Origin of the sequence: Anaerostipes faecis (genome assembly GCF_910574135.1) — a bacterium.
In the GTDB taxonomy this organism is placed as follows: Bacteria; Bacillota; Clostridia; order Lachnospirales; family Lachnospiraceae; genus Anaerostipes; species Anaerostipes hominis.
Map to the genome: position 1 here is coordinate 18,013 of NZ_CAJSYK010000001.1, position 26,526 is coordinate 44,538.

Sequence of the window (26,526 nt, forward strand, 5' to 3'; positions counted from 1 at the left end):
AACATGAGTGAATATGCAATTGTTGCACCAGAAGATTTTGACCAGAGTGCCTTCCGTCTCATAGGGAAGGACTGGATGCTGGTAACCGCCAAAAATGAAGAAGGCAAGATCAATACGATGACCGCATCATGGGGTGGATTCGGAGTCATGTGGGGCAAGGACGTGGCAGTATCTGTGATCCGTCCGCAGCGCTATACGAAAGAATTTATCGATAACTCTGAAACTTTCTCGCTGTCATTTTATGATGAAGCATTTAAGAAGGACCTGACTTATCTCGGAAGTGTGTCAGGACGGACCGAAGATAAAATTGCAAAAACAAGACTTACACCGACAGATGCCAACGGCATCCCTTACTTTGAGGAAGCAAAAATCGTTCTGATCTGCAGAAAGCTGTACAGCCAGCCGATGGACCCGGAAGGATTTATAGGAGACGCAAAAGCACTGGATGCTCAGTGGTATGCGGATAAAGACTACCATACTCTCTATGTGGCAGAGATCGAACAGATTCTCGTAAAACAGGATTAATACCATAAAAAACCGGCGGAAAACATGTTCTCCGCCGGTTTTTTATGAAACAGTATATATGAAATTTAAAGCTGGCATACTTTGTGAGGGTTCAGGATATTTTTCGGGTCAAAGGCTGCTTTGATTCCCCTCATGATATTCATGGTTTCTTCTTCTAAAGACTCATTAAGATATGGCTTCTTGGCATATCCTATGCCGTGTTCCCCGGACACCTGACCGTTTAGTTCATTCGCTTTCCGGTATATTTTTTCCATTGCCAGCGTCATCCGCTCCTGCCATTGTTCCTCGGTCAGATCGTCCTTCAAAATATAAGCATGGAGATTTCCGTCCCCCGCGTGGCCAAAGCTCTTGATCCTGATGTCCACTTCGCTGTGAAGATTGTGCATATACTCAACCATCTCACTGATCTTATTTCTTGGAACGACCACATCCACCTCGTCCATATAGGTGGTAGATCCTTTGATCGCTTCCAGAAATGCACCTCTGGCTTTCCAGATGGATTCGTCCCGCTCTTCTGTATCGGAGATCAGCACATCCAGTGCGCCCTGACTTAAACAGAGTTTTGCGACCTTATCGTAGTCCGCTTCGATCTCATCGGCCGAATTTCCATCGAATTTCAGAAGAAGGTATGCGTCTGCCTGATGGTCCGGGAACTTTTTGCCCAAATATTCTTCGGCATCCTCAATAACCTCTCTCTGCATGAATTCGATTGCCGTAGGAATCGCTTTGGACTTGATGATCTCCGGCACCGTCTGTATCGCCGAGTTAAGATTTTCAAACGGTATCAGAAGACTGATCGCTTTTTTCGGAAGCGGAAGCAGTTTAAGAACCGCCTTCGTAATAATTCCCAGTGTTCCCTCGGACCCTACCATCAGATCCTTCATCGCATAACCGGAACTGTTCTTCACGATTTTCCCTCCGAACTCTACAATCTTTCCGTTGGGCAGAACCACTTCCAGTCCACGGACATAATCTCTTGTAACCCCATATTTTACTGCCCGCATGCCTCCGGCATTTGTACTGATATTTCCTCCGATAGTTGCAGATTTCTCCCCCGGGTCCGGCGGGTAGAAAAAGTCATGATCCTCTACAAATGCTGACAGCTCCATCAGGAGCACTCCAGGCTCCACGGTTACCGTCAGATTTTCTTCGTCCAGTTCAAGGATCTGATTCATCAGACTGGTATCCATCATAATCCCGTGTTCCATTGCCACAGAAGATCCCACAAGCCCTGTGCCCGCTCCCCTTGGAGTGACCGGAATCGTGTGTTCATATGCGTAGGACATGATCTTTGAAATCTCTTCTGCATTTGCTGCCTTTACTACAACGTCAGGATAACTCTGGGTACCGCTCAGCTCGTCATGGCTGTATTCCTCATTTATATTTTCTCCGTATAAAATACGTTCGTCATCACCGATTACCTGCTTTATGTACATAAGATCTTTTTCATCTAATCTTTTATATCCCATAGCTATGCCCCCTGACTCTCTTTGATTTTTTCAATGAACTGAGGAATGACCTCATATAAATCCCCCACCAGACCGTAATGGGCTACCTTGAAGATAGAAGCTTTCTCATCCTTATTGATGGCAATGATCTGGTCTGAATGATCCATGCCGGCAACAAACTGAATGGCACCGGACACCCCGCAGGTGATGATCAGTTTCGGGCGGACAGTACGGCCGCTTAAGCCCACCTGCCGTTTTGCATCCAGCCAGCCGTTCTCTGCCACTGGCCTTGTACATGCCAACTGCCCGCCGAGAAGGTCTGCCAATTCTTCCAGCATCAGGAGATCCTCTTCTTTTTTGACACCGCGTCCCGCCACTACGAGGACATCGGCAGATTCAATGAACTTTTCCTTCTCTTTCAGAACAATATCAAGAACTTCAACATTTGTCTTAAGTTTATCCTTTTCAATCGAACATTCTACAATTTCACCCTGTTCTTCCTCCATCCGTTCCGGAGCATTCATCACTTTATAGCGGACGGTTGCCATCTGCGGACGGTGATTGGGTGTTGTGATATGTGCCATAATATTTCCGCCGAAGGCAGGCCGTATCTGGGACAGATCTGTGTTTTCATTCATCTCAAGGATCGTACAGTCCGCCGTAAGCCCTGTCTTCATTCTGGCTGCTACTCTTGGGGCCAGCTGTCTTCCGACAGTTGTTGCACCTACTAAGATAGCGGATGGATGCTGTTTTTGTATAAAGTCTTCAAAGACTGCCGTATACGGTTCTATTTTAAAACGGCTCAGTTCCGGGTCGTCATATAAAAATACCTGATCAACTCCATAATGCAGCAGTTCCCTGCTCTTTTCTTTAATATCGCTTCCGATGAACAGGGCATACACAGGATGAGAAATCTTTTTGGCCAGTTCTTTTGCCTTTCCGATCAGTTCATAAGTCACCGGGTGTATCTTGCCGTCCACATGGTCAACATACACTACGATTCCGTTCCATAAGGATTTATCAATCTCTTCTGCCTTCTGGTCCTCCACATAAGTGACGGCTCCTTCCGGTCCTTTCTTCACACACAGTCTGCACATCTTACAGGCCGAATTGATCTCCAGTTTTCCGTCTTTTTCTTCCATCGCCCCAAACGGACAAATTTTAATCAGTTCACTGAGATCCGTTATTTTTTCCTGATTAATTTCTAACTTTGCCATATGTAATTCCTCCTATACAAATTTCAGTTCTTTCACTTTTTGAAAGAGTTTTTCTGAAAGGATACTGCTCTCCTCGTTCCAGAGTTCCCTGTGGTGGTTAGTTTCCGGAGGGAAAATCTTCTGAACCTGTGTGGGTGAACCGTTCAGTCCGTAATGGGTCTCATCTCTGTCATCCATGTCATCCAGACTGAGCATAGTGATTTCCGTATCTGCTTTCTCGGTTTTTCTCACGTAAGAAGGAAGTCTCGGCTGGAAAATGTCTTTATCCACTGCCAGAAGACAAGGATAGGCAATCCTTGTGATCTCAATGTCGTCCGGCATATCCATCTCAACTGTAATATTCTGTCCGTCTGCCTCGGTGATTTTTCTTACATTTGATACACTCGGGATACCAAGCCATTCCGAGATCTCCGGTCCAACCTGGGCTGTATCCCCGTCTGTGGTCTGTTTCCCGCACAGAATCAGGTCAAAGTCTCCCATCTTTTTGATCCCCTGGGCCAGGGTATAGCTTGTGGCCAGCACATCGGCTCCCCCGAATCTCCGGTCGGAAATCAAAGTTCCGTGATCTGCTCCCATCGCATAGGCTTCCCTTATCACCTGGGCCGCCTGAGGAGGCCCCATGGTGATCACACTGACCTCCCCTCCCAGTTCTTCCTTTAATCTCATGGCTGTCTCCAATGCGTAGAGATCATAGGGATTCATCTTGGACGCTGCCCCGTTTCTTTTCAGGACTCCCGTTTTTGGATCAACCTCTACCTTATTGGACTCCGGCACCTGTTTGATACAAACTAAAATATTCATATCTGCTTTTCCTCCTGCTCTTCGATTGGTCCTACCAATCGTTTGAAAAATAATTGGAAATGATTCTTCATTTCCAGGTTCTCTGTTCTCTATATTGGCCCTACCAATTTATCTTTATTATAACTTTTTTTGTACTATCCGTCCAGCATTTTTTTATATCTTATGACTTTTTCGTCATAATGCACAACTTTATCTCGTTTTCATGCGCTCCAGCGTGCTGTTGATAATATCAAAGTGATCCTCAATCGCCTTTCTTCCGCCTTCCAGGTCTTTTTCAATCATGCATTTTGCAATTTCTTTATGTGCCTGCTGCAGCTTTTCTTTGTTGTCATCCTTAAATATCTCTCTCCGCATGTCTGTGATATAAGTATCCAGCACATCGGATAATGCCTGTAAAATATCTATAATCAGAACATTGTGGGAAGCCTTTGCTATCGCATAATGAATCTTCTTATCCCAGATCACGCATTCTTCCTCAGTTTTGCCCCGGTCCAGATTCAGTATATACTCGCCAATCTTCTGGATCTCCTCTTTGCTGATGTTGTCCACTGCCAGCACAAAGGCCTGCATTTCCAGCGCAAAGCGGAGCTGTGTGATGGAACCATAGTCAAGTTTATGCAGAATAAACATCATGGACATTGATTCTACAAGGTTTTTTTCAAAATTACAGGAAACATAATTTCCCGCTCCCTGCTGACTTGAGATAAACCCCATCATCTCCAGCATATGGATCGCCTCACGCACAGAATTTCTGCTGACGCCCAGCTGCTCTGATATTTCTCTCTCAGGAGGTAATTTTTCACCGATCGTCAGATCATGGTTGATGATCTGTTTCTTAATATGTTCAATCACTTTTTCGTAAGCTTTTGTCTGCTGCATCTCTATCCCTCTTTCTATGAAACCGTTTGGAGAAAATTATACCGTCCAGGTTTCATCAAATCAAGGGAATTTCTATTATTTCCGGCTTTTTCGCCGTTTTTTTCGCAAAAGAGGATTACCTTCTGTTTCGGATTACTCCGGAACAGAAGGTGCATTAAGATGGTCAATATGCATTAAGCATAGAAACACGCTGATTTATTCTGCTTCCTTTTTCTTTTTGATCTCTTCGATCATAATCGGAAGCACGTTTATTGCATTTCCTACGATGCCGATGTTGGCTACTTCAAAAATAGGCGCATCTTCATCTTTGTTGATCGCTACTATATAATCGGAATTCATGATTCCGGAAACATGCTGTGTCGCACCGGAAATACCGCAGGCAATATAAAGCTTCGGCGCTACGATTTTTCCTGACTGCCCTACCTGGTGGACCCTGGAGATCCATCCGTCTTCGATAGCGGGCCTTGTGGCTCCAACCACTCCGCCCAGAAGATCTGCCAGTTGTTTTACAAGTTCAAAGTTTTCCCTGCTGCCCATTCCCCTTCCGCCTGAGACGATGACTTGGGCATCTTCGAGATTGACTGTCTCGGAAATTTCTTTGACCACATCCTTTATCTTCAGCCGGATATTTTCATCTGCGGCCGGAATATTTTTCTCTGTGATCGTACCTTTTACAGTTTCCTCTGACTTTTTAAAAGCTCCGGAACGCAGCACTGCAATCTGGGGCACAGATGTTTCCATAACCACGTCCTGAAGTACGGTTCCTCCATAAAGAGGGCAGGTATAGACTGTCTTTCCATCCTCCGTCTTTACATCCATGACATCAGAGGCACAACCGGTCTTTAATCTGGCGGCAAGCTTCGGGGCAAGGTCTTTGCCGTCCTGAGTTCCTCCCACGAAAACCGCATAGGGTTTCACCTCTTTTATCACTGATTCCATCACATTGGCAAAGCGGTCCAGATGAAATATTTCATACTCAGGACTTTCGATCAAGATCACTTCGTCGGCGCCGGATTCGGCAGCTTTTTGGGCGGCTGTTCGAATCCCGTCTCCGATCAGGACTGCTCTGACCTTCCCGCCCTTTTTTTCAGCGATTTTTCTGGCAGGAGAGAGCATTTCCAATCCGACCTTGACCGGACTTTTGTCCGCAGTCTCAATATAAACCACGATATCCTTATATTCTGTCATATCCATTGCAAACTCCTCCTTAGAATACTTTCGCATCCGCCATCATGGCAACTGCTTTTAATGCTGAATCTTGCGCTGTCTCTTCCTGAATCTTGATCCCAGCCTCTTTTTTCGGCGGTTCATACAGCTTAAGAGTTTTTACAAAGGCACCGCCCTCTCCTGTTTTTTCAGGTTCCAGCACTGACAGGTCTTGTGCCTTGATCGTACCAATCGGCTTTTTCCGGGCTGCCATCTTATTTTTAATCGTCGGATATCTCGGATCATAATCCGGCTTTGTGACAGTCAGAACACACGGAGAGGCCGTCTCGATGAGGCGGTATCCTTCTTCCGTCTCCTGTTTGGCGCACACCTGTCCTTCGGCGAATTCGACCTCGATCACGTTGGTGATAACTCCGGTACCCAGCATTTCGGAGAGTTCTGCTCCCACCTGTCCAAGGGCAGCGTCGGTAGCCTCTTTCCCACAGAAGATCAGATCAAACTTCTTTCCGGTGTCTTCCTCGATCTTTTTGGCGGCACACATCAGTATATGGCTGATCCCCCTGGAATCCGAACCGTCAAACCGGTCTTCCTGGACCAGATATGCATGGTCTGCTCCCACTGCGAGACAGTTTTTTAATGAATTCCTGGCTTCCTCACCGCCGATGCAAAGGGCAGTGATCTCCCCTTCCCCGGCTTCTTTCAGGCGGGCAGCCATCTCCAGCGCATAGGTATCAAACGCATTGACGACAGGCGTGATGTTTGCAAGATCCGGCTTCCCTTCTTCTGTCAAATGTACTTCCACGGAATCATCCGGCACCTGTTTAATGCACACTAAAATTTCCATAATCTTCACTCCTTTGTCCAGTCAATTTCTTATCTGCCAATGGTATTGTTCGCGATGACAATTCTCTGGATTTCGTTGCTTCCCTCAAAAATCTGGAAGATCTTCGCGTCACGGAGAAGTTTTTCTACCGGATATTCTCTGCTGTATCCGTATCCGCCGAACATCTGGATGGCTTCTGATGCCACCTCCATGGCAATATCGCTGGCGTAGCATTTTGCAATAGCCGCTTCCTTAGAATGAGGAAGTCCAAGATCCATCTTTGTCAGTGCATGGGCAACCATCTGGCGGGCTGTCTCTGTCTTGATCGCCATATCTGCGATCTTAAACTGCAGCGCCTGATTTCTGATGATCGGTTTTCCAAACTGGATTCTTTCTTTTCCGTAGGCAATGGCCTCATTGATGCCTCTCTGTGCAATTCCGGCTGCTACACAGCCCATCCATGCCCTGGCCTGGTCAAGGGTCTTCATGGCGATTCCAAATCCTTTTCCTTCCTGCCCGATCAGGTTCGCTGCCGGAATTCTGCAGTCTTCCAGGACAACGTCACATGTGTTGGATGTACGAATTCCCATCTTATCTTCTTCATTTCCGGTGCTCAGTCCAGGTGTTCCTGCATCCACAAGGAACATGGAGATACCTTTTACACCCTTGCTTTTATCGGTCATAGCCGTAATGCAGTAGAAGGAAGCGATCCCGCCGTTTGTGATAAAGCATTTTCTTCCGTTCAGTATGTATTCATCTCCGTCTTTCACTGCAGTTGTTGTACCTGCTCCTGCATCTGAACCTGCTCCCGGCTCTGTGAGGCAGAATGCTCCGAATCCGCCCTCGATGATCTGATCACAGACATGCTTCTTTTGTTCTTCGTTTCCTGCAATGAGAACCGGCTTTGTTCCCAGTCCGCTGGCAGAAATCGTGGTGGCAAATCCTGCATCCGCGATTGCCATCTCCTCGATCAGCGCCGCAACATCTACTCTGGAAAGACCCGGTCCGCCGTATTCCTCAGGGACTTCGAGGGAGTGCAGCTGCATCTCGATCGCTTTATCATAAATCTCTTTCGGCCATTCTCCTGAACGGTCAAATTCTTTACACTGTTCTTTGACTTCATTCTCGCAAAACTCTCTCACATCCTGCAGTAAATCGTTTGCCTCTTCTGAAATTAAATATGCCATAATTGATTTCTCCTTTATAGATAAATAGTTGGTTTTACATTATAACTTGTAGCAGACTTTGCCCGGATTCAGAATCATATTCGGATCAAAGACAGTTTTTACGCCTTCCATGATACGCATGCTGACCGGTCCCACAGATTCTGCCAGGTAGTCAAGCTTTCCGTGTCCAATGCCGTGTTCTCCGGAGATCAGCCCTCCGAATTCCGTGGCTTTTTCGTACACTTTTTTCATAAACACTGATACTTGCTTTCTGAATTCCTCCTCCTGCATATCATTGCTGCAAGTATAAATATGCAGATTTCCGTCTCCCGCATGGCCGAAACTTTTTACCCTGAAATCAGCTTCTGCTTCCAGAGACTTGGTATAGGTTAAAAACTCGGCAATCTTATTCGTAGGTACGACCACATCACATTCATCCAAAAGCACAGTATCCGCCTCAATGGCCTCTAAAAGAGCACTTCTCACAGCCCACGCGTCACGTTTCAGTGCCGGTGTATCAGCTACCAGAACATCGATGGCTCCCGCCTCCAAGACAACCTCAGAGGCTGCCTCTATGATATCTTCCAGCTGTTCTTCTGAGTCCCCGTCAAAGGTGGCCAGCAGATAAGCACCGACCTCCACGCCTTCCATTTCTTTTGGATAAACCTTCTTTCCCAGGAACTTCTCCGTATCCATGACGACATCCTTTTCCATAAACTCCAAGGCCTGAGGATGCAGATGATTCATGAAAAACCGGGGCACTGTGGCAATACAGTCTTCCAAAGTTTCATAGGGAATGATCAGGCTGATAACCGCTTTCGGCTGAGGGATCAATTTAAGAGTCAGCTCTGTTATGACTCCCAATGTCCCTTCCGATCCGATCATCAGATTCAGCAGGCTGTATCCGGAACTGGTTTTGGAAACTGTCGCCCCCAATTTGACAATCTCGCCGGTGGGAAGAACGACCGTCATCGCCCTGACATAATCTCTCGTAGTCCCGTATTTTACAGCCCTCATACCGCCGGCATTGGTTGCCACATTCCCGCCTACTGTTGCAAATTTTTCTCCCGGGTCCGGCGGATACAAAAGCCCCTGCTTTTGTGCATCTTCCGCCAGATCGTTTAGAAGAACTCCGGGCTGTATCGTCACCACAAAGTTTTCTTTGTCATAGCCCAGGATTTTATTCATTTTCGTTATAGACAGCATGACTCCGCCGTGTATGCTGACGGCTCCTCCCACCAGCCCGGTTCTGGCTCCGCTTGGCGTCACTGGAATCTTTTGCTCATTACAAAGCTTCATCACCGCTGCAACTTCTTCTGTAGTCAATGGTTCTACTACCGCTTCGGGTTTTGCCTTTCCGTAGATCGACATCTCATCGTGGGTAAAATCATCATTGATCTCATCTCCCGTATAGACACGCTTGGGTGCAATCTCATTCAGACGGTCAATGATTTCCTGTGTCACTTTGCCGTATTCATATTCGCTCATCTTCTCCTCCTTCAAAAATCTCAGTTTCTGTTTCTTACAATAACTGCAACACCGTCCGGTATCACAGTGATCTTACTGTTTTCTTTGCCCAGATACTCATCGGCCATGCGGATCGCATCTTCCACGCTGTCCGCATAGTCCATCTGCATCTCCTCCACCATGTCCTTCGGAGCCTGCGTCACCAGGATGACTTTATACTTTAACAGGATACGGCATAAGATCTGGGACTCCCATTGGTCAGGCACTGTGGAGTTCCGGTCTGTAGCGAGAAATCTCTGCATGATCTTTTCCTTATCCTTCTCCTTTGCAAAAGTGTCATACAGCTCCTTGCCGCCGTGTCCGTCAATGCAGCTTGCAGCCATAATAATGACTCCGCCCGGCCGGCAGGTGGCTTCCGCCGCAGTCATGCCTTTGACTGACTGGTAAATATTCTGATCCAGAGGGTAACCCCCGTTGGTGGATATGACGATGTCGGAAGGTACTGCGTCCACTCCTGAAAGCTGATCCACGAACCGGCAGCCCTTTTCATGAGCTTTTTCATAGTGCCCCGCGAATGCCTCGATCACCTTTTTATCTTCATCCAGCACAACGTTTATGATAAAAGCCAGTTTTGCCTTTCCAGCCGCATAGATCATATCTCTGTGAATAGGGTTTCCTTCAAGAATTCCTGTTCTGGCATGGGAATCATCAATAAACTCTGAGCAGTGGTTGGCCAGTACCGTTGTTTTGCTGGAGACTCCCGGAAGCACGCTCTTTCTTCCTCCGGAAAAACCTGCAAAAAAGTGGGGTTCAATGAATCCTTCCGAGATTAGAAGATCGGCCTCCCAGGCAATTTTGTTGATTAAAAGCTCTCCTCCGGATGGAAGCTTTCCAAGGCTTACCATATCCTCCGGCTTCCCGCTTTCGTGCACTACAAACCTGATATCCGGATGATCCACCATATCTTCCCCAAACTTTGAGATCAGTTCTTCTCTTGTGGTAGGACGGTGAAATCCCGTGGCGATTAAAACTGTAATCTCTGCATCAGGATTTCCCTGCTTGATCTCCTCCAAAACAGCCGGCATGATAACCTTGCTTGGAACCGGACGAGTATGGTCGCTGGCGATCATCACAATATTGTCTTTTCCCCTGGTCAGTTCTTTTAGCCTCGGTGTTCCCACCGGATGCATCAGGGCATCCCTGACCAGATCTTCCTCTCCCATCTTTGCCTGATAATCATGGGCTTTTGATAAGAGGATTCCTGCTAGCCGCTCCTCCGGGATCTCAATCGCTAATTTCCCTTTTCCGTAGGGAAGGTTTATCGTTTTCATAAGTCACCTCCGTCGAATGTATTAAATAAATCTAAGTCCCAAAAATGCGATCACTCCGTAAAGTACGATAAACAGAATGAAGTATTTCATGGACCCGTTCAGTATCCTGCTCTCTTTTCCCACTGTTCCCGTAGCTGCCACAGCAATGGCAATGCTCTGGGGTGAGATGATCTTTCCCGCCGTGGACCCTACTGTATTGGCCGCCGCCAGCCAGACATCGTTCATACCGAGTGTATGGGCTGTCTGGACCTGAAGACCGGTAAAGAGGACACTCGAAGATGTGGCGCTTCCCGTCACGAAGGTTCCGATCGAACCGATGAGCGGTGCCACCAGAGGATAAAAAGAACCGGTGACTGCCACAATCAAAGCCGCAATATCGCTGATCATTCCGCTGTATCCCATGACTTTTGCTGTTGCCAGAACGGATACGATGGTAAGGACCGTCTTTGACATCTGTATCAAAGTGTCTCTCAATACCATTCCGATCTCTCTTAATGAGGCTCCCTGTGCTTTTCCTCCGATCAGAGCCGCTAAAAAAATCAGAACACCCGGTGTCGCCAGCCAAGTGAAAGTATACGGGGCTGCATCCGCACCTGTATAAATTTGAACAGAACTCTTTACGCTCGCCAGCGGATCGTGAATGGCCGGGACAAGACTGGAAGTCAGCAGAAGAAATACCAGGATCAGCAGAAACGGAAGCCATGCGATAACTGCCCTTTTTAATCCAAGAGGTTCCCTTCCGGATTGTTCCGAATTTTCAAGCCCGTGAAGAATGTATTCCGGGTCCTCTTTTTTCTTCAAAAGTTTTGCCGCCAGGATCGTGACAGCCATGCTGCATACAGAGCCGATTACAGCCGGAAGTTCAGCCCCCACAAACTTTGCCGTAAGGTATTCCGGAATAATAAATCCTAATCCGGATAGCAGCGTGATCATGCCGATTCCCTTCAGTCCTTTGACAGAACCCCCTGTCATGATCATCATTAAAAACGGTGTCAGGACTACCAGGACTGCAAGCTGTATTACAACGGCTACTGCTACGCCTTTGGAATCCAGGCCGCTCACAGAGGCAGCCGTGATGGTTGGAATGCCGATCGATCCGAATGCAGTGGGCGTTGCATTGGCAACCAGACATACCGTTGCCGCAAAGATCGGGCTGATGCCAAGCCCGCATAAGATACTGGCCGGAATCGCAACTGCCGTTCCAAAGCCGGCCATCCCTTCCATGAATCCTCCAAATCCCCATGCAATGATGAGGATCAGAATCCGTTTGTCTCTGGATACACTGGTCAGCATCCGTTTAATTAAATCCATATTTTTTGTATGTACCGTCAGGTTGTAAGTGAAAATGGCCGCGATAATGACGAGACAGATCGGCCAGATCCCCATAGCCGCTCCCTCCAGTGTTCCGGTAAGAGCATCAATGAGCGGCATTTTCCAGAGAAACAGTGCAAGAACTAGTGTGATCGCAAGTGAAATAGGACAGGCTTTGTATCCTGGCATTTTAAGACCGCTCAAGGCAGCCATCAGCCAAAGAATAGGGAGCAAAGCCAAAATAAATTTGATGAACATCACAAGCAGAAACTCCTTTCGGTTTAAGACGACGAGTTACAATCCAAATAAATTGGTTCTACCAATCCCCTGTTGTCCCTTATGGTAGGACCAATTTCTTCATTTGTCAAGCCCATTTGCATGAACAAGTCTCATAATACCCTATATTTTTTGTGCAAAACGCCAAAGTTTATATCGTTTCCATAATTTATCCTATTCGGTGAAACAGGCCTGCAGCTGTTTCACAGAACATTCCATTTTTTATAAAATTCATGAAATCTCACAAAAATAAAAAGCTTCTCTGATCTCAAATAATCAGAGAAGCTTTTGCCTCTGTACACTGTAAAAAACAGGCCGTCCTTATAATGCACTTTTTATATCGTCCAGAGAAATTTCTATCTCTTCTCCGGATTCCATGTTTTTCAGTCTTCCTTTATTTTCTTTTAATTCATTCTCACCGATAATGATCGTGTTTTGTGCCCGGAGCTTGTTTGCATATTTCATCTGTGCCTTTACCCCTCGTCCAAGGTAGTCTGTCTCCACCTTGAATCCTTCCGTGCGCAGACCGGAAACGATCTCATAAGCTCTTGCCCTGGCTTCTTTTCCGAGAATTCCCACATAGAGGTTCAGGGGCCTGCCCGCGGGAAGTTCTACTCCTTCCTCTTCAAGGAAAAATAAGATACGCTCTACTCCCATGCCAAATCCAACCGAAGGCATGGACACTTTTCCGTCGATCTCATGGACTAAATTATCATATCTTCCTCCGCCGCACAGGGTAAAACCTTCCCCATTTACAAACTCAAACACGGTCTTTGTGTAATAATCGAGCCCGCGGACAATGCCTGTGTCCACTTCATAAGGAATATTCAGGCTGTCCAGGAGGCTTTTCAGCTCTTCAAAATGTTCTCTGCACTCTTCGTCCAGATAGTCGATCGTTCTCGGTGCATCCTTGATGATCTCTTTACAGGAAGGCACTTTGCAGTCGATGACTCTCAGCGGATTCTTCTCCATCCTCTCCCTGCAGGTCGGACAAAGCTTGTCCTCATGCCGATGAAGGTACGCAAAAAGAGCCTCGTTGTAATCCTTTCTGCAGTTTGAGCATCCGATACTGTTGATGTGAAGTTTTGCATCAGTAAGACCGATCTTATTGATAAAAGATGTCACCAGGGTGATCAGTTCCACTTCCGCCAGCGGACTCTGGGCACCTACAAATTCGATTCCGAACTGGTGGTGCTGTCTGAGTCTTCCGCTCTGTGGTTTTTCATAGCGGAAAGCCGGGGTAATATAAAACATCTTTACCGGCTGGGGTTCGTTCTGCATTCCGTGCTCCAGATAAGCGCGGATGGCTCCCGCAGTCCCTTCCGGTTTTAAGGTAATGCTCCGGTTTCCTTTATCTTCAAAGGTATACATCTCTTTCTGGACCACATCCGTTGTCTCTCCCACGCTTCGCTGAAACAGTACGGTGTGCTCAAAAACAGGCGTAATGATTTCATGGATATTATATGTCTCACACAGGTCTTTAAACACGTTCTCCAGATATGTCCGTTTCTGCATTTCCTCTCCGTACCAGTCCTTCGTCCCTCTCGGTGCTTGTGTTATCATTTACAGTTCCTCCTTTTATTGTATCTGTATCGTGCAGATTACTCTTTTCTAATATTCTAAGCATTTCTTCTGAAAATGCAACCCGCTGAAACGCGAGAAACACTTTCATGTCAAAATTCTTCACTTCCTCGATCATGACTTCCAGGGCGGTTTCAACGGAAAATCCCTCCCGGTAATCCCTGTTGGCGATCAAAGCTCCGAAGATATCGCAGACATGCATAATCCTGCCTACCAGCGGGATCTCATCTCTCTTTAAGTTGCTCGGATATCCGGTGCCGTCATAGTGTTCATGGTGGTACAGCACCGCATCCAGCACAATATCATCATATCCATGCTCCACCAGAATTGAATGGCCGATCGTAGAATGCATGCGCAGATAGCGTGTCTCATCTACTGCAAGGATCTGTTCTTCCTTCTCATTCATGTAAAAATTCAGCCGGACTTTTCCAATATCGTGGAGAAGGCCCGCCACCGCCAGATCATAGCAGGCTGCCTCATCCAGTCCCAGTTCTTTTCCCACACTGTATGCAAGGTTGCTCACAACGATCCCATGTTCAATGGAATCATCCAGACCGACCTGGATCGGAGTCTCTACATCGCGGGATTCATATTTCATCGGCATATCATAACACCACCTAACACATACTTTTTAGCAATTTATCTTTCCGTAAAATCATTTCTTCGATCCGTTCCGTATACTGTCTTACGTCCTTCAGGTTTTCCGCCCTCTGAATGTTTCTGCTGCCGCCGACAAACTTGGATGATGCGCCGGCGCCTGCTGCGATGATATCATGCAGTTCCTCCATAATCAGTATATTATAAAGGCACTCTTTTTCTTCCAAAGAAAAGCCTATATTTTCAAAATTTCCGGGGATATTTTTCTGTCTGTACATGTAATAAGGTTCCATCCCCATATCAAAGCATGCCCGCTGTGCAAATCGGATCATCTCGTCATCGGCACCGAATGAAAACTGATCCCTCATCTGATTCAAGGGAGCACTTCTCTTGATCGCCAGCGCGTGGACCGTAATACTGTCAGGTCCCAGTTCCCCAAGGGCCTTAAACGTTTTCTCAAGCTCTCGAATGCCTTCTCCCGGAAGTCCGCAGATTATGTCCATATTGATATTGTCAAAGCCGGATTTTCTGGCCGTTTGAAAACAGTCTGCCACATCCTCCGCCGTGTGCTTTCTTCCAATTCTTATGAGCGTGTCGTCGTTCATCGTCTGAGGATTGATGCTGATCCTAGTAACTCCGTTTTCCGAGAGGACAGAAAGCTTTTCCGCGGTGATGCTGTCGGGTCTTCCGGCCTCCACCGTGATCTCACGGATTCCGCCAAAATCAAAACAGCGTCTCAGCTCTCCAAACAGACGGTCAAACTGCTTTGGAGAAAGGGTGGTGGGGGTTCCCCCTCCCACATAAAGACTGATCATCTCCCTGTCTCTGTATTGTTCCCCTATATAGCAGATCTCCCGAATCAGGGCATCCAGATACTGATCTACATACTCCCTGTATGCCGAAATCGGATAAGACGTAAAAGAACAATACAGGCATGTACTTGGACAAAACGGAATCCCCACATACAGACTATATCCGCTTTCATAAGAAATATCTTTCAGCAGTTCTGTCTCTTTCAGCCCCACAGACACACAAAGGTCTGCCTTTTCTTCGCTGACCAGATAGTCCCGGCGCAGTTTCGCTTTCATATCCGCTCTGGTTTTCCCCAACATGCAGTCCTCAAACACAAGCTTTGTAGGACGGATGCCGTTCAGTGTTCCCCAGGGCAGTTCTTTTTTAAGATGACAGGATAGCAGACGGTACAGAGCCGCCTTCAAGCTGTTTTTGAAGTTCCTCTTGTCCCTGAAGTCTCCTCTGACCTTCTCGGAAATGACGGATTCCCCGGTTCTCAGTTCCAGAAGAGTTTCTTCCTCTCCGTAGAAGACCCTGCATATAAAATCATAGATAGAATTGTCATCTCCTCCCGAAGACAATTCTATCTTTTCTCCAATGCAGAATGCCAGAATCAGGCTTCTGATATCATATTCATACAGGGTTTCGTTCTGAATCAATCCGATCATGGCTGCATAAGAAACGGGTTTGTCCGTTTTTCGAACCCGATGGTCGTGCTGTTCATATGTCCCGGATACACTTCCGTTTCATCCGGCAGAACAAACAGTTTTTCCCGGATACCTGACAGCAGTGCGTCTGTATCTCCAGTAGGAAAATCTGTCCGCCCGATGCTCTGGCGAAACAGAGTATCTCCTGCGATCAGCCATCCCTGTTCTTTGAAATAATAGCAGACTCCGCCTTTTGTATGTCCCGGCACATGAATACAGTGTATCTCCGTGTCCAGAAGATCCAAAACCTGTCCGTCTTTTACGAGATGATCAGCATCCATGGAAACAGGCTCCCCGAACATAGAAGTCAGGTTCAAAGAGGGGTCTCTCAGTACATCTTCCTCATCCTCATGCAGATAAACCGGCAGCCCCGGCTTTAGCTCCTGCAAATAAGGAAGAGCCATCACGTGGTCAAAATGTCCATGTGTCAGAAGGACTGCCGTGAGCTCAAGCCCCTCTTTTTCAAGCATTTCCATCACCCGGTATCCTTCGTCTCCCGGATCAAATACGAGCGCTTCTTTCGTCTGGCGGTTACCGGCGATATAACAGTTCGTCTGCATCTGTCCGAGACCTGCGCCTATCAAAATAATATTTTCGTTCATGGCTGAAAAACTATCCTACCTTTCTCTCTATGTCTACCACACCTTCAATATTGCGGATCCTTGCGATCACTTGATTTAACTGGGCAACTCCGTTGATGTCAAAGGACATGCTGAGGGTAGCCCTCCCTTTTTTGGAGTTTGAAACATTCATCGTCAGAATATCGATGTCCAGTTCCAAAAATACTTTGGATACATCTGCAAGCATCCCCTTCCGGTTGTTTGCATAAATCGAAATTTCCGTCGTATAGGTCTGTCCGGAGCCCTCAGAGCCTTCCTGCCATTCTGCCTCGATCAGGCGGGACCGGTCTGTCTCTGACATACTTAATAAGTTTACACAGTCTGTCCTGTGGATGGACACTCCCCGTCCCCTTGTGACGAATCCGACAATCTCATCTCCTGGAACCGGATTGCAGCATTTGGAAAACCGCACTGCCACGTCGTCCACGCCTTTGACAACGATTCCGCCCTTCTGTTTCTCTTCCGGACGCCGTTCCCTGACATGTTCTGCCGCCTCCAAAACCTGTTCATCTGTGATCTTCTGCTTCTGGTCTTTATTGAACTCCTCCGCCAGCTTATTGACAACCTGGCCCTCTTTCAGTCCGCCGTGTCCCACGGCTGCGCACACAGACTCCCAGTCTTTAAACCCATATTTGAGCTGTACCTTTTTAATATATTCCGGCTTTAAGTAGCTTGACAGTTCAATCCGCTTGCCCTTGCAGTACTTCTCAAGCATTTCCTTGCCTTTAACGATATTTTCTTCTTTAAACTGGGTCTTAAACCATTGATTGATCTTGCTCTTGGCCTGGGTCGATTTAACAATATTTAACCAGTCCCTGCTGGGGCCCTTGGAATTCTGCGAGGTGATCACCTCCACCCTGTCCCCGTTCTGGAGATGGTACTCAAACGGCACCTGCCTGCCGTTGACCCTGGCTCCTACCATCGTATTTCCTACCGCACTGTGAATACTGTAAGCAAAATCGATCGGCGTGGAACCGTTGGCAAGGCTCTTTACATCCCCGTTTGGGGTAAAACAGTAAACCTGCTCCGCAAACAGGTCCAGATTCGTCTTGAGGAGAGATAAAAACTCTTTGTTGTCGTCCATGTCCTGCTGCCACTCCAGGATTTCTCTGAGCCAGCTCAGCTTTTCCTCTTCTTTGTTGACGCCCACGCTGCTGCTTTTTTCTTTATACTTCCAATGGGCGGCAATACCGTATTCAGCGATCCTGTGCATCTCAAATGTCCGGATCTGGATTTCAAAAGGATGTCCTTCCGGCCCGATCAGCGTCGTATGGAGCGACTGGTACATGTTCTGCTTTGGCATGGCGATATAGTCCTTGAACCTTCCGGGGATAGGCTTATACATCTCATGGATCACTCCCAGAGCCGCATAACAGTCCTTGACCGTATCCACTTTAATCCGCACCGCAAACAGATCATAAATCTGGTCAAGAGTCTTATTCTGATTCACCATCTTCTTGTAAATACTGAAGAAATGCTTCACCCGCCCGTCAATCTCGGCCTTGATGCCGCTCCGCTCAATATGCCCGCTGACTTCATCGACGATCTCTTTGATGTAAGCTTCCCTGCGCACCTTCTGGGAGTCCAGAGAATGTTCCAGTTCTTTGTAGACATCCGGCTTCAGATATCTCAAAGACAAATCATCCAGTTCTACCTTGATCTTGGAAATACCAAGTCTGTGAGCGATAGGCGCATAGATGTCCATGGTCTCTCTGGACTTTTCCTTCTGCTTTTCAGGCTTCATAAACTGCATGGTGCGCATGTTGTGCAGACGGTCTGCCAGTTTAATTAGTATTACCCTGATATCCTTGGCCATGGCAAGGAACATCTTTCGTAAATTCTCCGCCTGTACTTCGATCTTGTCCTTGGAATAACTTAACTGGCCTAATTTTGTGACGCCGTCCACAAGCTGGGCAACCTCCACCCCAAACTCCCGGACTACGTCTTCATATGTCACGTCTGTGTCTTCCACGACATCATGCAGCAAACCGGCAATGATCGTCTCCCGGTCCAGTTCCAGTTCTGCCAGGATGATGGCGACACAAATAGGATGAATGATATAGGGTTCCCCGGACTTTCTCTTCTGGTCCTTATGGGCTTCAAAAGCCATATCATAGGCCCTGCCCACCATCTCTATATCTTCATCGCTGTACAGGCTCTTCATAGTCTCCATCAGCTGATGACGGAGTTCATCAGGAGCCGTAAAACTCTTGGGATTGCTGATATCTTTTTTTACACGGTTTATTTTTGTTTTACTGTTTTGCTCCATTGGCAGCCACTCCAGATTAATTATTTTTTAATTTTGATTCACAGTAAATGCATCTGTAAACCTTATTTTCTCTATTCACAAGTTTAAATGTATGATCGATCTCCTGCTCTATGGAAGTAATGCACCTCGGATTTTTGCATCTTGCAATATTTGTGATGACTTCCGGAAGCCCGACTTTATGTTTGGATTTCAGCTTTCCATTCTCAATGATACATACGGTGGCATTGGGATCCACATATCCCAGCACATCCAGATCGATATCAAAGTTATTGGAAATCTTGATGATGTCTTTTTTGCCAAGTTTATTGCTCTTGGCATTCTGAATGATCGCAATGCTGCAGTCCAGTTTGTCAAGTCCCAGCTGGTAGTAAATATCCATGCCTTTTCCGGCTGTGATATGGTCTAAAACGATTCCGTTCTTGATACTATCTATGTTCATGCCGTAACCCCCAATAAATCCATGATCAGCGCCATCCTCACGTGTTTGCCGTTCAGTGCCTGTCTGAAATAGCAGGCTCTCGGGTCCTCGTCCACTTTGACAGAGATCTCATTGACCCTCGGCAGCGGATGCAGAATGGACAGGTCTTCTTTTGCCTTTTTTAACTTCTCAGGGTCCAGAATGTAGCTGTCCTTTAAGCGGACATAATCGGCCTCGTTAAAAAATCTCTCCCTCTGGACTCTGGTCATGTATATGATGTCCAGTTCCGGCATGACTTCTTCCATCTCTCTGACTTCACGGAACGGAATATTCTTCTTCTCAAATACATCTTTTTTCAGATATTCCGGTATCTGAAGCTCCTCAGGAGAGATCATGATGAAACTAATATCCTCATACCTTGAAAGGGCCTTGATCAGCGAATGCACGGTGCGCCCGAACTTCAGGTCGCCGCAGAATCCAATGGTCAGATTTTTAAGTCTTCCTTTTTCCCTTCTTATGGTCAAAAGATCTGTGAGTGTCTGAGTCGGGTGGTTGTGCCCTCCGTCCCCTGCATTGATGATCGGGATGTCCACATGTCTGGATGCCACATACGGAGCCCCCTCCTTCGGATGGCGCATGGCGATGATGTCTGCGTAGCAGGCCACTATCCGCGCCGTGTCGGCAATACTTTCTCCTTTTACTGCCGAGGAAGAATCAGCAGAAGAAAAACCAAGTACACTGCCTCCTAACTCCAGCATGGCCGCTTCAAAACTGAGCCTCGTCCTGGTACTTGGTTCAAAAAATAGTGTTGCCAGCTTCTTATATCTGCATACTTCCCTGTACTTCTCCGGCCTTAACGAGATATCATCCGCAAGATTCAAAAGCCTGTCGACGTCATCCACAGACAAATCCATCGGATCGATTATATGTTTCATAGAAAGTACCTCCTAATCGTTATATTATAATAATTCTACATTTACAGACCAATAGTGTCAATGAATTACTTATATTTTAGCAGGCCTTTTTCCAGCAGTTCCAACGGCCGGTAAGAAAGTTTTGCCTTCCGCAGTCCTTCTTCCCCCAGGTCTTCCTCTCTGTTGATGAACTGATAATCCATGGCTTCGTGCAGAATAAACTGCTGGTTGATCATCGGGTAGGCTCCCTGTATCTCTCCGAACGCCTTCTCGAAATGGACGACAAAGGTATCTTCCGTTGTTCCCTCCCCTATGGCAAATGCAATGATCTTTCCATCGCTTCTCAACACCCCGCCCCTTAAGTCAAGATCTTTATAATACATCAGAGCATTCTTGGCGGCACAGATCTCTTCATGCTTGTCGGCATCTTCTTCTTTGGTGGCTTCGTTTGCCATCTTCCATTCCATGAGCATGGTCAGGGCTTCCAGAGCATTCTCGTCATTTAAAGATTCGTAAGACCAGTCGTGGTTCTCCTTAAACCTGTTGATATGATTTCTCTTGCCGTGAAGCTTCTTGCCCCTCAGCGTTGCCAGAGATTCCCGTTCGTAAATATAATCAAAAAGATCCCGGTCATATTCCACTGTAAAAATATCCCCGAACATCTCTTTCATCTTTTCTTCTGTTTCCTTCAGGATACCATGCATGGCAAACGGGATTCCTTCTTCCCTGCAGTATTCCATGACGGCCTCCACGGCTTTCTTTTCATCCCCGCCTCCAATCGGATAGCTGAACGTACATCCATGTCCGTCTTTTGACCGGATGATCAGCATATCCTCAGTTATTGCATATGTCATGTGATAATGATCTTTCCACAGGATCAGTGTTGCCGCCGAAAAATCAGCACTCCGGTAATTAATTTTGTCAAAATATGCGTCAAACATTTTTTTATCTTCTAATTTGGGTGTCTTAAAATCCATTGTAAACTCCTTTAATTATTTATGATAGGGCTGGCAGTTCATAATCCGGCAGCTCCGATAGATCTGCTCCAACAGGACGGCCGCACATAACTCAGGCGCCATGTCAAAAGAGGAGACAGAAAACTCAGAAACATCATGCTCCGGTCTGAACCCTCCGATATAAAAAAAGATATTAGAACAGCCGTTCATCATCCAACGGCTGATTTCTTCTGCAAATGCTGTGCTCTCCATGCTGTTTTCAGAACTGGTGACCATAAAATGCTTCCCTTCCTTCTCAAAAATTCTTCCCAATTGTTTCTCTTTTTTTACATACTTGACCTCTATCGTACAATATTTTCCGAGACGTTTCAAATATTCTTGCATTGCCTGGACATACAGTGTATCCCTGTTCTTTTGTAAAATAAAAATATAAAACTTCATCATGACTTGCCTTTATCAAAAAAATTCTTCAGTTTCTTATCAGATTTGAGCGCTTTTTCAAAGGTATCGTTGGTCTCTTTGATCAGCTGTTTTACTTTTTCTGTTCCAAGACCAGCATTCAGAGCATTTTTTATCTGTGCTGTATAATGTTTCTCGTTATTATAGAGCAGATAAGACTGGCCCTTTTTTACAACATAATACTGGCTCATGCCGGGTGCAGGTGTTTTGATCCCCCGGAGCTTTGTACTGTAAGTGGCATAAACGATGAATGATTGTTCATCCGCGCCTTTTTCAGTGTGGAACGAGAGGTTCTTATATGACTCCACATACTTATGTAGCTTCTTTACTGCCCGGCTGGAAACCAGATCTTTCGGGTCTTCCACCATGCCTTTTAAGCCCTTCTCGTCACCTGCCCTGAGCTTTTTATAGTACTCATTCATAAATGACAGCAGCTTCTCTGTCTCCGGCTCCACCGGCCGAGATGTTGCTGCAGCATCGGTGCTTTTTTTCTCTGAGGCTTCTGTCTCTTCCCTGAAAATCTTCTCATTTGTGATTTTTTCCGTATGTTCCTTGTCCAGTTTCAGGAAAATCAAAAAACAAGCGCAAAAAAATAAAATCCAGCTCAATACGATGACAATGACTGTTGATTTCTTTAGCTTCACTTACCATGCCTCCATCTAGATAGTTTCTTTTATTATAGCATATCCCTTTTTTTGATACAAAGAAAACATAAAATAAGAACCGCACTCCGTCCAATCCCGTGTATTCACAGGAAAGCAGACAGAATACGGCTTTCAAATACTTCAGGCTTTTTTAGCTTTGTACCCGGAAACCAAGATTTATGAGAAAGTCGTGGACGTCATCCGGATTTTTGACTGTAGACAGAGAAGAAACGCCTATATATGCAGGATGGGTACCGGATGCATTTGTCGTTGTTTTACTTGTCTCATATATTTTCCCGTCATAATATACAAGATATGTCCTCCACTGCCCATGCATGTCATTAGGATTGGAGCCGTCGCTTTTCGTGGCGATCAGTAAGGAACCGAAAGACCTCGATACCCCTTTTCATGACAGGTAATAGGGCTGCCAGTACAGCTGGTCTTCCAGTTCGTCAAGTGCTCATACATATACTTCATCAGCGACTCTCTGCTGGCCCAGTTGTTTACCTTTACTTCTTTGTAAAGCTGGTCCATGAGCTTTTTGTATTCTTCTACATATTCCTCCAGCGGAGTCAAAGCGCTGTCATCGGAAATTACATATTTAACATCGGCATCTTTGTTGTATTTCACACAAAGGCCGTTTTTAAGATCTGTTTCTTATCTGCACCCACTGAAGTCAGGCGGTTTTTAACATACAGTTCCATATACGCACTCTGGGAAGATGCCACTAATATCCTCCTTACCGGCATTGATGACCTCTAAGTCTAATATACCTGATTTTGGATCAGATTGAAATACGAAATACATCAATTTCCGGAGGAACTAGAAACCGTATGGGATAGTGGGATGTCCCGATCCCTGTGTTGACAAAAAGCTTCATTCCATTTACCGAATAGAACCCATCCGTAAATTTTTTGGCAAGAGACGTTTTCATCTTAAAAAACGGAAGCTTTACCTGTCCGCCGTGGCTGTGCCCTGCCAGAATCAGGTCGGCACTTTTTTCAGGGACGCGCTCTGCCGCATCCGGTTCGTGCATCAGCAATATTTTGTAATCACAGTTCTTTAACTCTCCCGACTCCATCAGTCCATAGTCCGGTGTTCCGAACAGCACATCGTCCAGCCCGCCGATCCCGATCTTTTTTCCATCGGGAAGACGGATGATTGCAGATTCATTGGCAAGCAGCTTAAATCCTCCGTTCTGTATGATCCCCGGATAAGCCCTCATGGCGCTTCCTCCGTAATCCCGGTTTCCCCAGACCGCATATTTTCCGTATTTGGCCTGGATGTCGGACAATGCCTTCTCTACTTTTTTCTCAGGATGGTAGGACGCATAATTGTCATAGAGATCCCCGGTAAAAACAACAATATCCGGCGACTGCCCGTTGATCTTATCCACTAACTTTCCCAGCCGGTCTTCAGAATATGCTTCACTCACCTGGATGTCAGATATATGGACCAGCTTCAACTCTATCGATGCCGGTCCTTTCTTCAGTTCATAGTCATGGACTGCCAGACGGTATGGTTCTATTTTCACTGCATATACTGCCAAAAGACCCGTTAAAATCAGGATCATCAGTATAAACAGAATGATTCTTTTGATAATCTTCAATGGAATTCTCCTTATGAGCTTTTTATAACTATTTCCTTCGCATTTTAAAATGCGTTCCTCCAATAGCGAAAACAAACTTCCCCTATGGAATGAAAAAACCGCATATTTCTATGCGCTCCCATTTATTTTTAGACATATCTACTATTTTTCATTCAAGGTATTTGTTTAGTATAAACGATGGCAGGGCAAATGGCAAGGCTTGATTAGCCATCACTTACTTAAAAAATGATGGCTGACCAAGCCCCCTTTGCTCAAGGATATTCATTAGAGTTTTCTCTGTTTTTATTATATCAGTCTCCTGTCATTCAATCTCAAAATTTTCAGAATTGAAATTACTGTAAAATCTGCCCTGTTCCGCAGTAAAACGAAGTACACAGTAATCAGGGTCCGTCACGCCTTCCGGGTAATACATGGTATCGCCCGCATGCCATATTTTCTGGCTGATTCCCAGGATAGATTTTATCAAAACGGAAAGAGAACTGCCGCCCTTGCTGAGCTTCCATAAAATAACAGGCTTCCATTTGCCCTTTATGATGTCATGTATCAATTCCAACGGACATATATATTCATTCCTCATTTTCATCTTGACCGACTCCAATCATCGGCAGGGATTTTATTTATTCAGAACAAAGTGGGCAAGCCCACTTCAACGCCCCAACCCCTCACTCTGAGGGGCTTGACAACTTTGCGTGCCAGATGCAATTTGCCGCAGGCAAATAATTTCCTTACGCATCTGTGCACAACCCGCGGAGCGTTTTTATTTCATAGGGAAGGTCGTAGAACTTTCCTATGAAAATCGAGTAGGGGAGATTAAATCTCCCCTCTCACACCACCGTACATGCCGTTCGGCATACGGCGGTTCAACATAACTTCAAAGCATGACGTTCCATGTAATAATCGTAGCAACTCACAAGCCCTGCCTGTTTCAGCTTTTCTTTTGAGATTGCCCTGACTACACAGGTTTTCGTTACTATCCATTGATAGTGGTCTCCCATGTATGATGTCTGTCTTGCAAGGTCTTTTCCTATACCCAGCTTCTGCAATCCCCACTGCCGTTTCTTCGGTACTTTCCATTGTTTCCAGATTATTACTCGCAGTCTTGTACGCAAATGTGCGTCTATGTCGGTCATTGCTGTTTTCATCCTACCTATTGCAAAGTAGTTTATCCAACCTCGGATTACCCTGTTGAGCTGTTTTACCCTTTCCGCAAACGCCATTGATTTTCTTCTTTCTGTCAGCTTCTCTAACGTCCTCTTAAATTTCTGCACAGAATCCTTGTGTGGTCTGCACTTCCATTCTTTCGTCTTGGAATCTTTCCAGAATCCAAAGCCGAGATATTTGAGGTTCATTGGTCTTGTTATGTGTGTTTTATCTGCATTTACTTTCAGACCAAGCTTCCTCTCTATCCAGTCCGTTATCGAATACATAACACGTTTGGCACTTGCTTCGCTTCTGACTGCTATTACACAGTCGTCAGCGTACCTCACGAAGCGCAATCCACGTCTTTCCAACTCTTTATCCAGTTCATTCAGCATGATATTAGACAATAGCGGCGACAGATTGCCACCCTGCGGCGTTCCCTGTTCTGTTTTCTCATACCTGCCCTGCACCATGACTCCTGCTTTCAGATATTTCCGTATCAGCGATTCCGTATCTCCGTCATTTATGATGTTGGGGACAAGGCTCATCAACTTATCCTGCGGTACGTTATCGAAGAATTTCTCTAGGTCTATGTCCACTATCCACTCATATCCCTCATTGAGGAACATGAGCATATCTTTGATAGCCATTTCACAGCTCCTGTTTGGACGGAATCCGTAACTGTGGTCTGAAAACAGCGGCTCGCACATAGGGCTGATTATCTGTGCTATACCCTGCCGGATTACCCTGTCCATGACTGTCGGTATTCCAAGTTTTCTTTTGCTTCCGTTAGGCTTCGGGATTTCTACACGCCTCACGGGTTGAGGTTTGTAACTCCTTCCTCTGATTTGCTCCCTGATACTGTTCCAGTTCTTACGGATAAATCCATCAAGTTCTTCCAGTTCCATGCCGTCAACGCCGCCTGCACCCTTATTGGCACAGACTTTCTTATATGCTTCGTTCATGTTCTTTTTCTCCAGTATCTTTTCCAACAATTCCGACATACTTTGTGTGCTTCGCTCCTTTCCGCTCCCTGTGATTTGTCCTATGTTTATGCGTTTACAGCTCATATACGTTTCGCCTACATCCGCTTGTCGAATACTCACAGGTACATACATTCGTCTGCACGGTTACATTGTTCAGCCCTTCAGATTTCTCCTACTATGGCTTCTGCTGACTTCTCACAGTTCGTTGTTACTACGGCTGATGAAACCGCCTGTGAGACCTCACGGGATAAGTCCGTGTTCTTTCCTCGTCTACCCTCCCGATTTACGCACATGGGTTACGGCTACCTTTAGGGCTTCGTTGCTTTAAGTCAACTTACCCACCATGTACGCCTTAATATCGGGTTTCTGTCCGTAGGGCTACGATTTCGCTATCCCTTCTTCTCGCCCACACCTCACGATGCA

At 46.2% G+C, this 26,526-nt stretch carries 25 protein-coding genes; 1 reads left to right on the forward strand and 24 read right to left on the reverse strand.

Features of this window, described 5'->3' with window-relative positions:
• The first annotated feature begins 3 nt into the window (after window positions 1-3).
• Window positions 4-525, forward strand: coding sequence for a flavin reductase family protein (locus QGT46_RS00090; protein WP_024727290.1), 522 nt, complete (start codon window positions 4-6; stop codon window positions 523-525).
• Between the two features lie 65 nt (window positions 526-590).
• Here QGT46_RS00090 and QGT46_RS00095 read toward each other — a convergent pair whose 3' ends face one another.
• The 24 genes from QGT46_RS00095 to ltrA all read right to left on the reverse strand — a co-directional run bounded on the left by QGT46_RS00095 (window position 591) and on the right by ltrA (window position 26,121).
• Window positions 591-1,994 carry an FAD-binding oxidoreductase gene (locus QGT46_RS00095; RefSeq protein WP_270432858.1) on the reverse strand — a complete coding sequence of 468 codons (1,404 nt, stop codon included), beginning with the start codon at window positions 1,992-1,994 and terminating at the stop codon, window positions 591-593.
• Window positions 1,995-1,996: 2 nt separating this feature from the next.
• Entirely contained in the window at window positions 1,997-3,190 is a 1,194-nt protein-coding gene (locus QGT46_RS00100) for an electron transfer flavoprotein subunit alpha (RefSeq protein WP_024727288.1), read from the reverse strand.
• A 12-nt stretch (window positions 3,191-3,202) separates the two neighbouring features.
• Window positions 3,203-3,991 carry an electron transfer flavoprotein subunit beta/FixA family protein gene (locus QGT46_RS00105; protein WP_024727287.1) on the reverse strand — a complete coding sequence of 263 codons (789 nt, stop codon included), beginning with the start codon at window positions 3,989-3,991 and terminating at the stop codon, window positions 3,203-3,205.
• A 189-nt stretch (window positions 3,992-4,180) separates the two neighbouring features.
• Window positions 4,181-4,870 carry a FadR/GntR family transcriptional regulator gene (locus tag QGT46_RS00110; protein ID WP_006566834.1) on the reverse strand — a complete coding sequence of 230 codons (690 nt, stop codon included), beginning with the start codon at window positions 4,868-4,870 and terminating at the stop codon, window positions 4,181-4,183.
• 195 nt (window positions 4,871-5,065) lie between these two features.
• Window positions 5,066-6,064, reverse strand: a complete 999-nt coding sequence (locus QGT46_RS00115) for an electron transfer flavoprotein subunit alpha/FixB family protein (RefSeq protein ID WP_270432864.1) — start codon at window positions 6,062-6,064, stop codon at window positions 5,066-5,068.
• Window positions 6,065-6,077: 13 nt separating this feature from the next.
• Window positions 6,078-6,881, reverse strand: coding sequence for an electron transfer flavoprotein subunit beta/FixA family protein (locus QGT46_RS00120; RefSeq protein ID WP_024727285.1), 804 nt, complete (start codon window positions 6,879-6,881; stop codon window positions 6,078-6,080).
• Between the two features lie 29 nt (window positions 6,882-6,910).
• A complete protein-coding gene (locus QGT46_RS00125; RefSeq protein WP_024727284.1) occupies window positions 6,911-8,047 on the reverse strand; it encodes an acyl-CoA dehydrogenase family protein in 1,137 nt (378 codons plus the stop codon).
• Window positions 8,048-8,086: 39 nt separating this feature from the next.
• On the reverse strand, window positions 8,087-9,514 hold the full coding sequence (locus tag QGT46_RS00130) for an FAD-binding oxidoreductase (RefSeq protein WP_024727283.1): 1,428 nt from the start codon (window positions 9,512-9,514) through the stop codon (window positions 8,087-8,089).
• Between the two features lie 20 nt (window positions 9,515-9,534).
• Window positions 9,535-10,824, reverse strand: a complete 1,290-nt coding sequence (gene larA / locus QGT46_RS00135) for a nickel-dependent lactate racemase (RefSeq protein WP_148460091.1) — start codon at window positions 10,822-10,824, stop codon at window positions 9,535-9,537.
• A gap of 21 nt (window positions 10,825-10,845) precedes the next feature.
• Window positions 10,846-12,393, reverse strand: coding sequence for an L-lactate permease (locus tag QGT46_RS00140; RefSeq protein WP_024727281.1), 1,548 nt, complete (start codon window positions 12,391-12,393; stop codon window positions 10,846-10,848).
• A 339-nt stretch (window positions 12,394-12,732) separates the two neighbouring features.
• Window positions 12,733-13,974 carry a histidine--tRNA ligase gene (gene hisS, locus QGT46_RS00145; RefSeq protein ID WP_024727280.1) on the reverse strand — a complete coding sequence of 414 codons (1,242 nt, stop codon included), beginning with the start codon at window positions 13,972-13,974 and terminating at the stop codon, window positions 12,733-12,735.
• Window positions 13,892-14,596: an HD-GYP domain-containing protein gene (locus tag QGT46_RS00150; protein WP_024727279.1), complete on the reverse strand. Its 705-nt coding sequence runs from the start codon at window positions 14,594-14,596 to the stop codon at window positions 13,892-13,894. The genes hisS and QGT46_RS00150 overlap by 83 nt, the downstream gene beginning before the upstream one ends.
• A 13-nt stretch (window positions 14,597-14,609) precedes the next feature.
• Window positions 14,610-16,049, reverse strand: coding sequence for a coproporphyrinogen dehydrogenase HemZ (hemZ, locus tag QGT46_RS00155; protein ID WP_148460092.1), 1,440 nt, complete (start codon window positions 16,047-16,049; stop codon window positions 14,610-14,612).
• Window positions 16,046-16,690, reverse strand: a complete 645-nt coding sequence (locus QGT46_RS00160; protein WP_024727277.1) for an MBL fold metallo-hydrolase — start codon at window positions 16,688-16,690, stop codon at window positions 16,046-16,048. The genes hemZ and QGT46_RS00160 overlap by 4 nt, the downstream gene beginning before the upstream one ends.
• Before the next feature lie 10 nt (window positions 16,691-16,700).
• Window positions 16,701-18,977 (reverse strand): RelA/SpoT family protein, encoded by a 2,277-nt coding sequence (locus tag QGT46_RS00165; protein ID WP_024727276.1) that lies wholly within the window; start codon window positions 18,975-18,977, stop codon window positions 16,701-16,703.
• Window positions 18,978-18,993: 16 nt separating this feature from the next.
• Complete coding sequence (locus QGT46_RS00170; protein WP_024727275.1) at window positions 18,994-19,416, reverse strand: aspartate carbamoyltransferase regulatory subunit; 423 nt, start codon at window positions 19,414-19,416, stop codon at window positions 18,994-18,996.
• Window positions 19,413-20,330, reverse strand: a complete 918-nt coding sequence (pyrB, locus tag QGT46_RS00175) for an aspartate carbamoyltransferase (RefSeq protein ID WP_148460093.1) — start codon at window positions 20,328-20,330, stop codon at window positions 19,413-19,415. Before pyrB ends, QGT46_RS00170 begins: the two co-directional genes overlap by 4 nt.
• A 65-nt stretch (window positions 20,331-20,395) precedes the next feature.
• Entirely contained in the window at window positions 20,396-21,286 is an 891-nt protein-coding gene (locus tag QGT46_RS00180) for a DUF2156 domain-containing protein (RefSeq protein ID WP_148460094.1), read from the reverse strand.
• A gap of 15 nt (window positions 21,287-21,301) precedes the next feature.
• Entirely contained in the window at window positions 21,302-21,709 is a 408-nt protein-coding gene (locus QGT46_RS00185; protein ID WP_024727272.1) for a 23S rRNA (pseudouridine(1915)-N(3))-methyltransferase RlmH, read from the reverse strand.
• Complete coding sequence (locus QGT46_RS00190) at window positions 21,706-22,368, reverse strand: hypothetical protein (RefSeq protein WP_024727271.1); 663 nt, start codon at window positions 22,366-22,368, stop codon at window positions 21,706-21,708. The genes QGT46_RS00185 and QGT46_RS00190 overlap by 4 nt, the downstream gene beginning before the upstream one ends.
• Window positions 22,369-22,740: 372 nt before the next feature.
• A complete protein-coding gene (locus QGT46_RS00195; protein WP_024727270.1) occupies window positions 22,741-22,998 on the reverse strand; it encodes a hypothetical protein in 258 nt (85 codons plus the stop codon).
• Window positions 22,999-23,152: 154 nt separating this feature from the next.
• The gene (locus QGT46_RS00200; RefSeq protein ID WP_024727269.1) at window positions 23,153-23,977 is read right to left on the reverse strand and encodes a metallophosphoesterase; all 825 of its coding nucleotides are present in this window, start codon (window positions 23,975-23,977) and stop codon (window positions 23,153-23,155) included.
• Window positions 23,978-24,278: 301 nt separating this feature from the next.
• Window positions 24,279-24,560 carry a hypothetical protein gene (locus QGT46_RS00205; RefSeq protein ID WP_270432885.1) on the reverse strand — a complete coding sequence of 94 codons (282 nt, stop codon included), beginning with the start codon at window positions 24,558-24,560 and terminating at the stop codon, window positions 24,279-24,281.
• 277 nt (window positions 24,561-24,837) lie between these two features.
• Window positions 24,838-26,121 carry a group II intron reverse transcriptase/maturase gene (gene ltrA, locus QGT46_RS00210; RefSeq protein WP_301589011.1) on the reverse strand — a complete coding sequence of 428 codons (1,284 nt, stop codon included), beginning with the start codon at window positions 26,119-26,121 and terminating at the stop codon, window positions 24,838-24,840.
• Window positions 26,122-26,526: the final 405 nt, after the last annotated feature.

Coding starts and splice junctions, on each gene's coding strand:
- QGT46_RS00090 (WP_024727290.1), top strand. CDS start 4: ATGAGTGAATATGCAATTGTTGCACCAGAAGATTTTGACCAGAGTGCC.
- QGT46_RS00095 (WP_270432858.1), bottom strand. CDS start 1,994: ATGGGATATAAAAGATTAGATGAAAAAGATCTTATGTACATAAAGCAG.
- QGT46_RS00100 (WP_024727288.1), bottom strand. CDS start 3,190: ATGGCAAAGTTAGAAATTAATCAGGAAAAAATAACGGATCTCAGTGAA.
- QGT46_RS00105 (WP_024727287.1), bottom strand. CDS start 3,991: ATGAATATTTTAGTTTGTATCAAACAGGTGCCGGAGTCCAATAAGGTA.
- QGT46_RS00110 (WP_006566834.1), bottom strand. CDS start 4,870: ATGCAGCAGACAAAAGCTTACGAAAAAGTGATTGAACATATTAAGAAA.
- QGT46_RS00115 (WP_270432864.1), bottom strand. CDS start 6,064: ATGGATATGACAGAATATAAGGATATCGTGGTTTATATTGAGACTGCG.
- QGT46_RS00120 (WP_024727285.1), bottom strand. CDS start 6,881: ATGGAAATTTTAGTGTGCATTAAACAGGTGCCGGATGATTCCGTGGAA.
- QGT46_RS00125 (WP_024727284.1), bottom strand. CDS start 8,047: ATGGCATATTTAATTTCAGAAGAGGCAAACGATTTACTGCAGGATGTG.
- QGT46_RS00130 (WP_024727283.1), bottom strand. CDS start 9,514: ATGAGCGAATATGAATACGGCAAAGTGACACAGGAAATCATTGACCGT.
- larA (WP_148460091.1), bottom strand. CDS start 10,824: ATGAAAACGATAAACCTTCCCTACGGAAAAGGGAAATTAGCGATTGAG.
- QGT46_RS00140 (WP_024727281.1), bottom strand. CDS start 12,393: ATGTTCATCAAATTTATTTTGGCTTTGCTCCCTATTCTTTGGCTGATG.
- hisS (WP_024727280.1), bottom strand. CDS start 13,974: ATGATAACACAAGCACCGAGAGGGACGAAGGACTGGTACGGAGAGGAA.
- QGT46_RS00150 (WP_024727279.1), bottom strand. CDS start 14,596: ATGCCGATGAAATATGAATCCCGCGATGTAGAGACTCCGATCCAGGTC.
- hemZ (WP_148460092.1), bottom strand. CDS start 16,049: ATGATCGGATTGATTCAGAACGAAACCCTGTATGAATATGATATCAGA.
- QGT46_RS00160 (WP_024727277.1), bottom strand. CDS start 16,690: ATGAACGAAAATATTATTTTGATAGGCGCAGGTCTCGGACAGATGCAG.
- QGT46_RS00165 (WP_024727276.1), bottom strand. CDS start 18,977: ATGGAGCAAAACAGTAAAACAAAAATAAACCGTGTAAAAAAAGATATC.
- QGT46_RS00170 (WP_024727275.1), bottom strand. CDS start 19,416: ATGAACATAGATAGTATCAAGAACGGAATCGTTTTAGACCATATCACA.
- pyrB (WP_148460093.1), bottom strand. CDS start 20,330: ATGAAACATATAATCGATCCGATGGATTTGTCTGTGGATGACGTCGAC.
- QGT46_RS00180 (WP_148460094.1), bottom strand. CDS start 21,286: ATGGATTTTAAGACACCCAAATTAGAAGATAAAAAAATGTTTGACGCA.
- QGT46_RS00185 (WP_024727272.1), bottom strand. CDS start 21,709: ATGATGAAGTTTTATATTTTTATTTTACAAAAGAACAGGGATACACTG.
- QGT46_RS00205 (WP_270432885.1), bottom strand. CDS start 24,560: ATGAAAATGAGGAATGAATATATATGTCCGTTGGAATTGATACATGAC.
- ltrA (WP_301589011.1), bottom strand. CDS start 26,121: ATGTCGGAATTGTTGGAAAAGATACTGGAGAAAAAGAACATGAACGAA.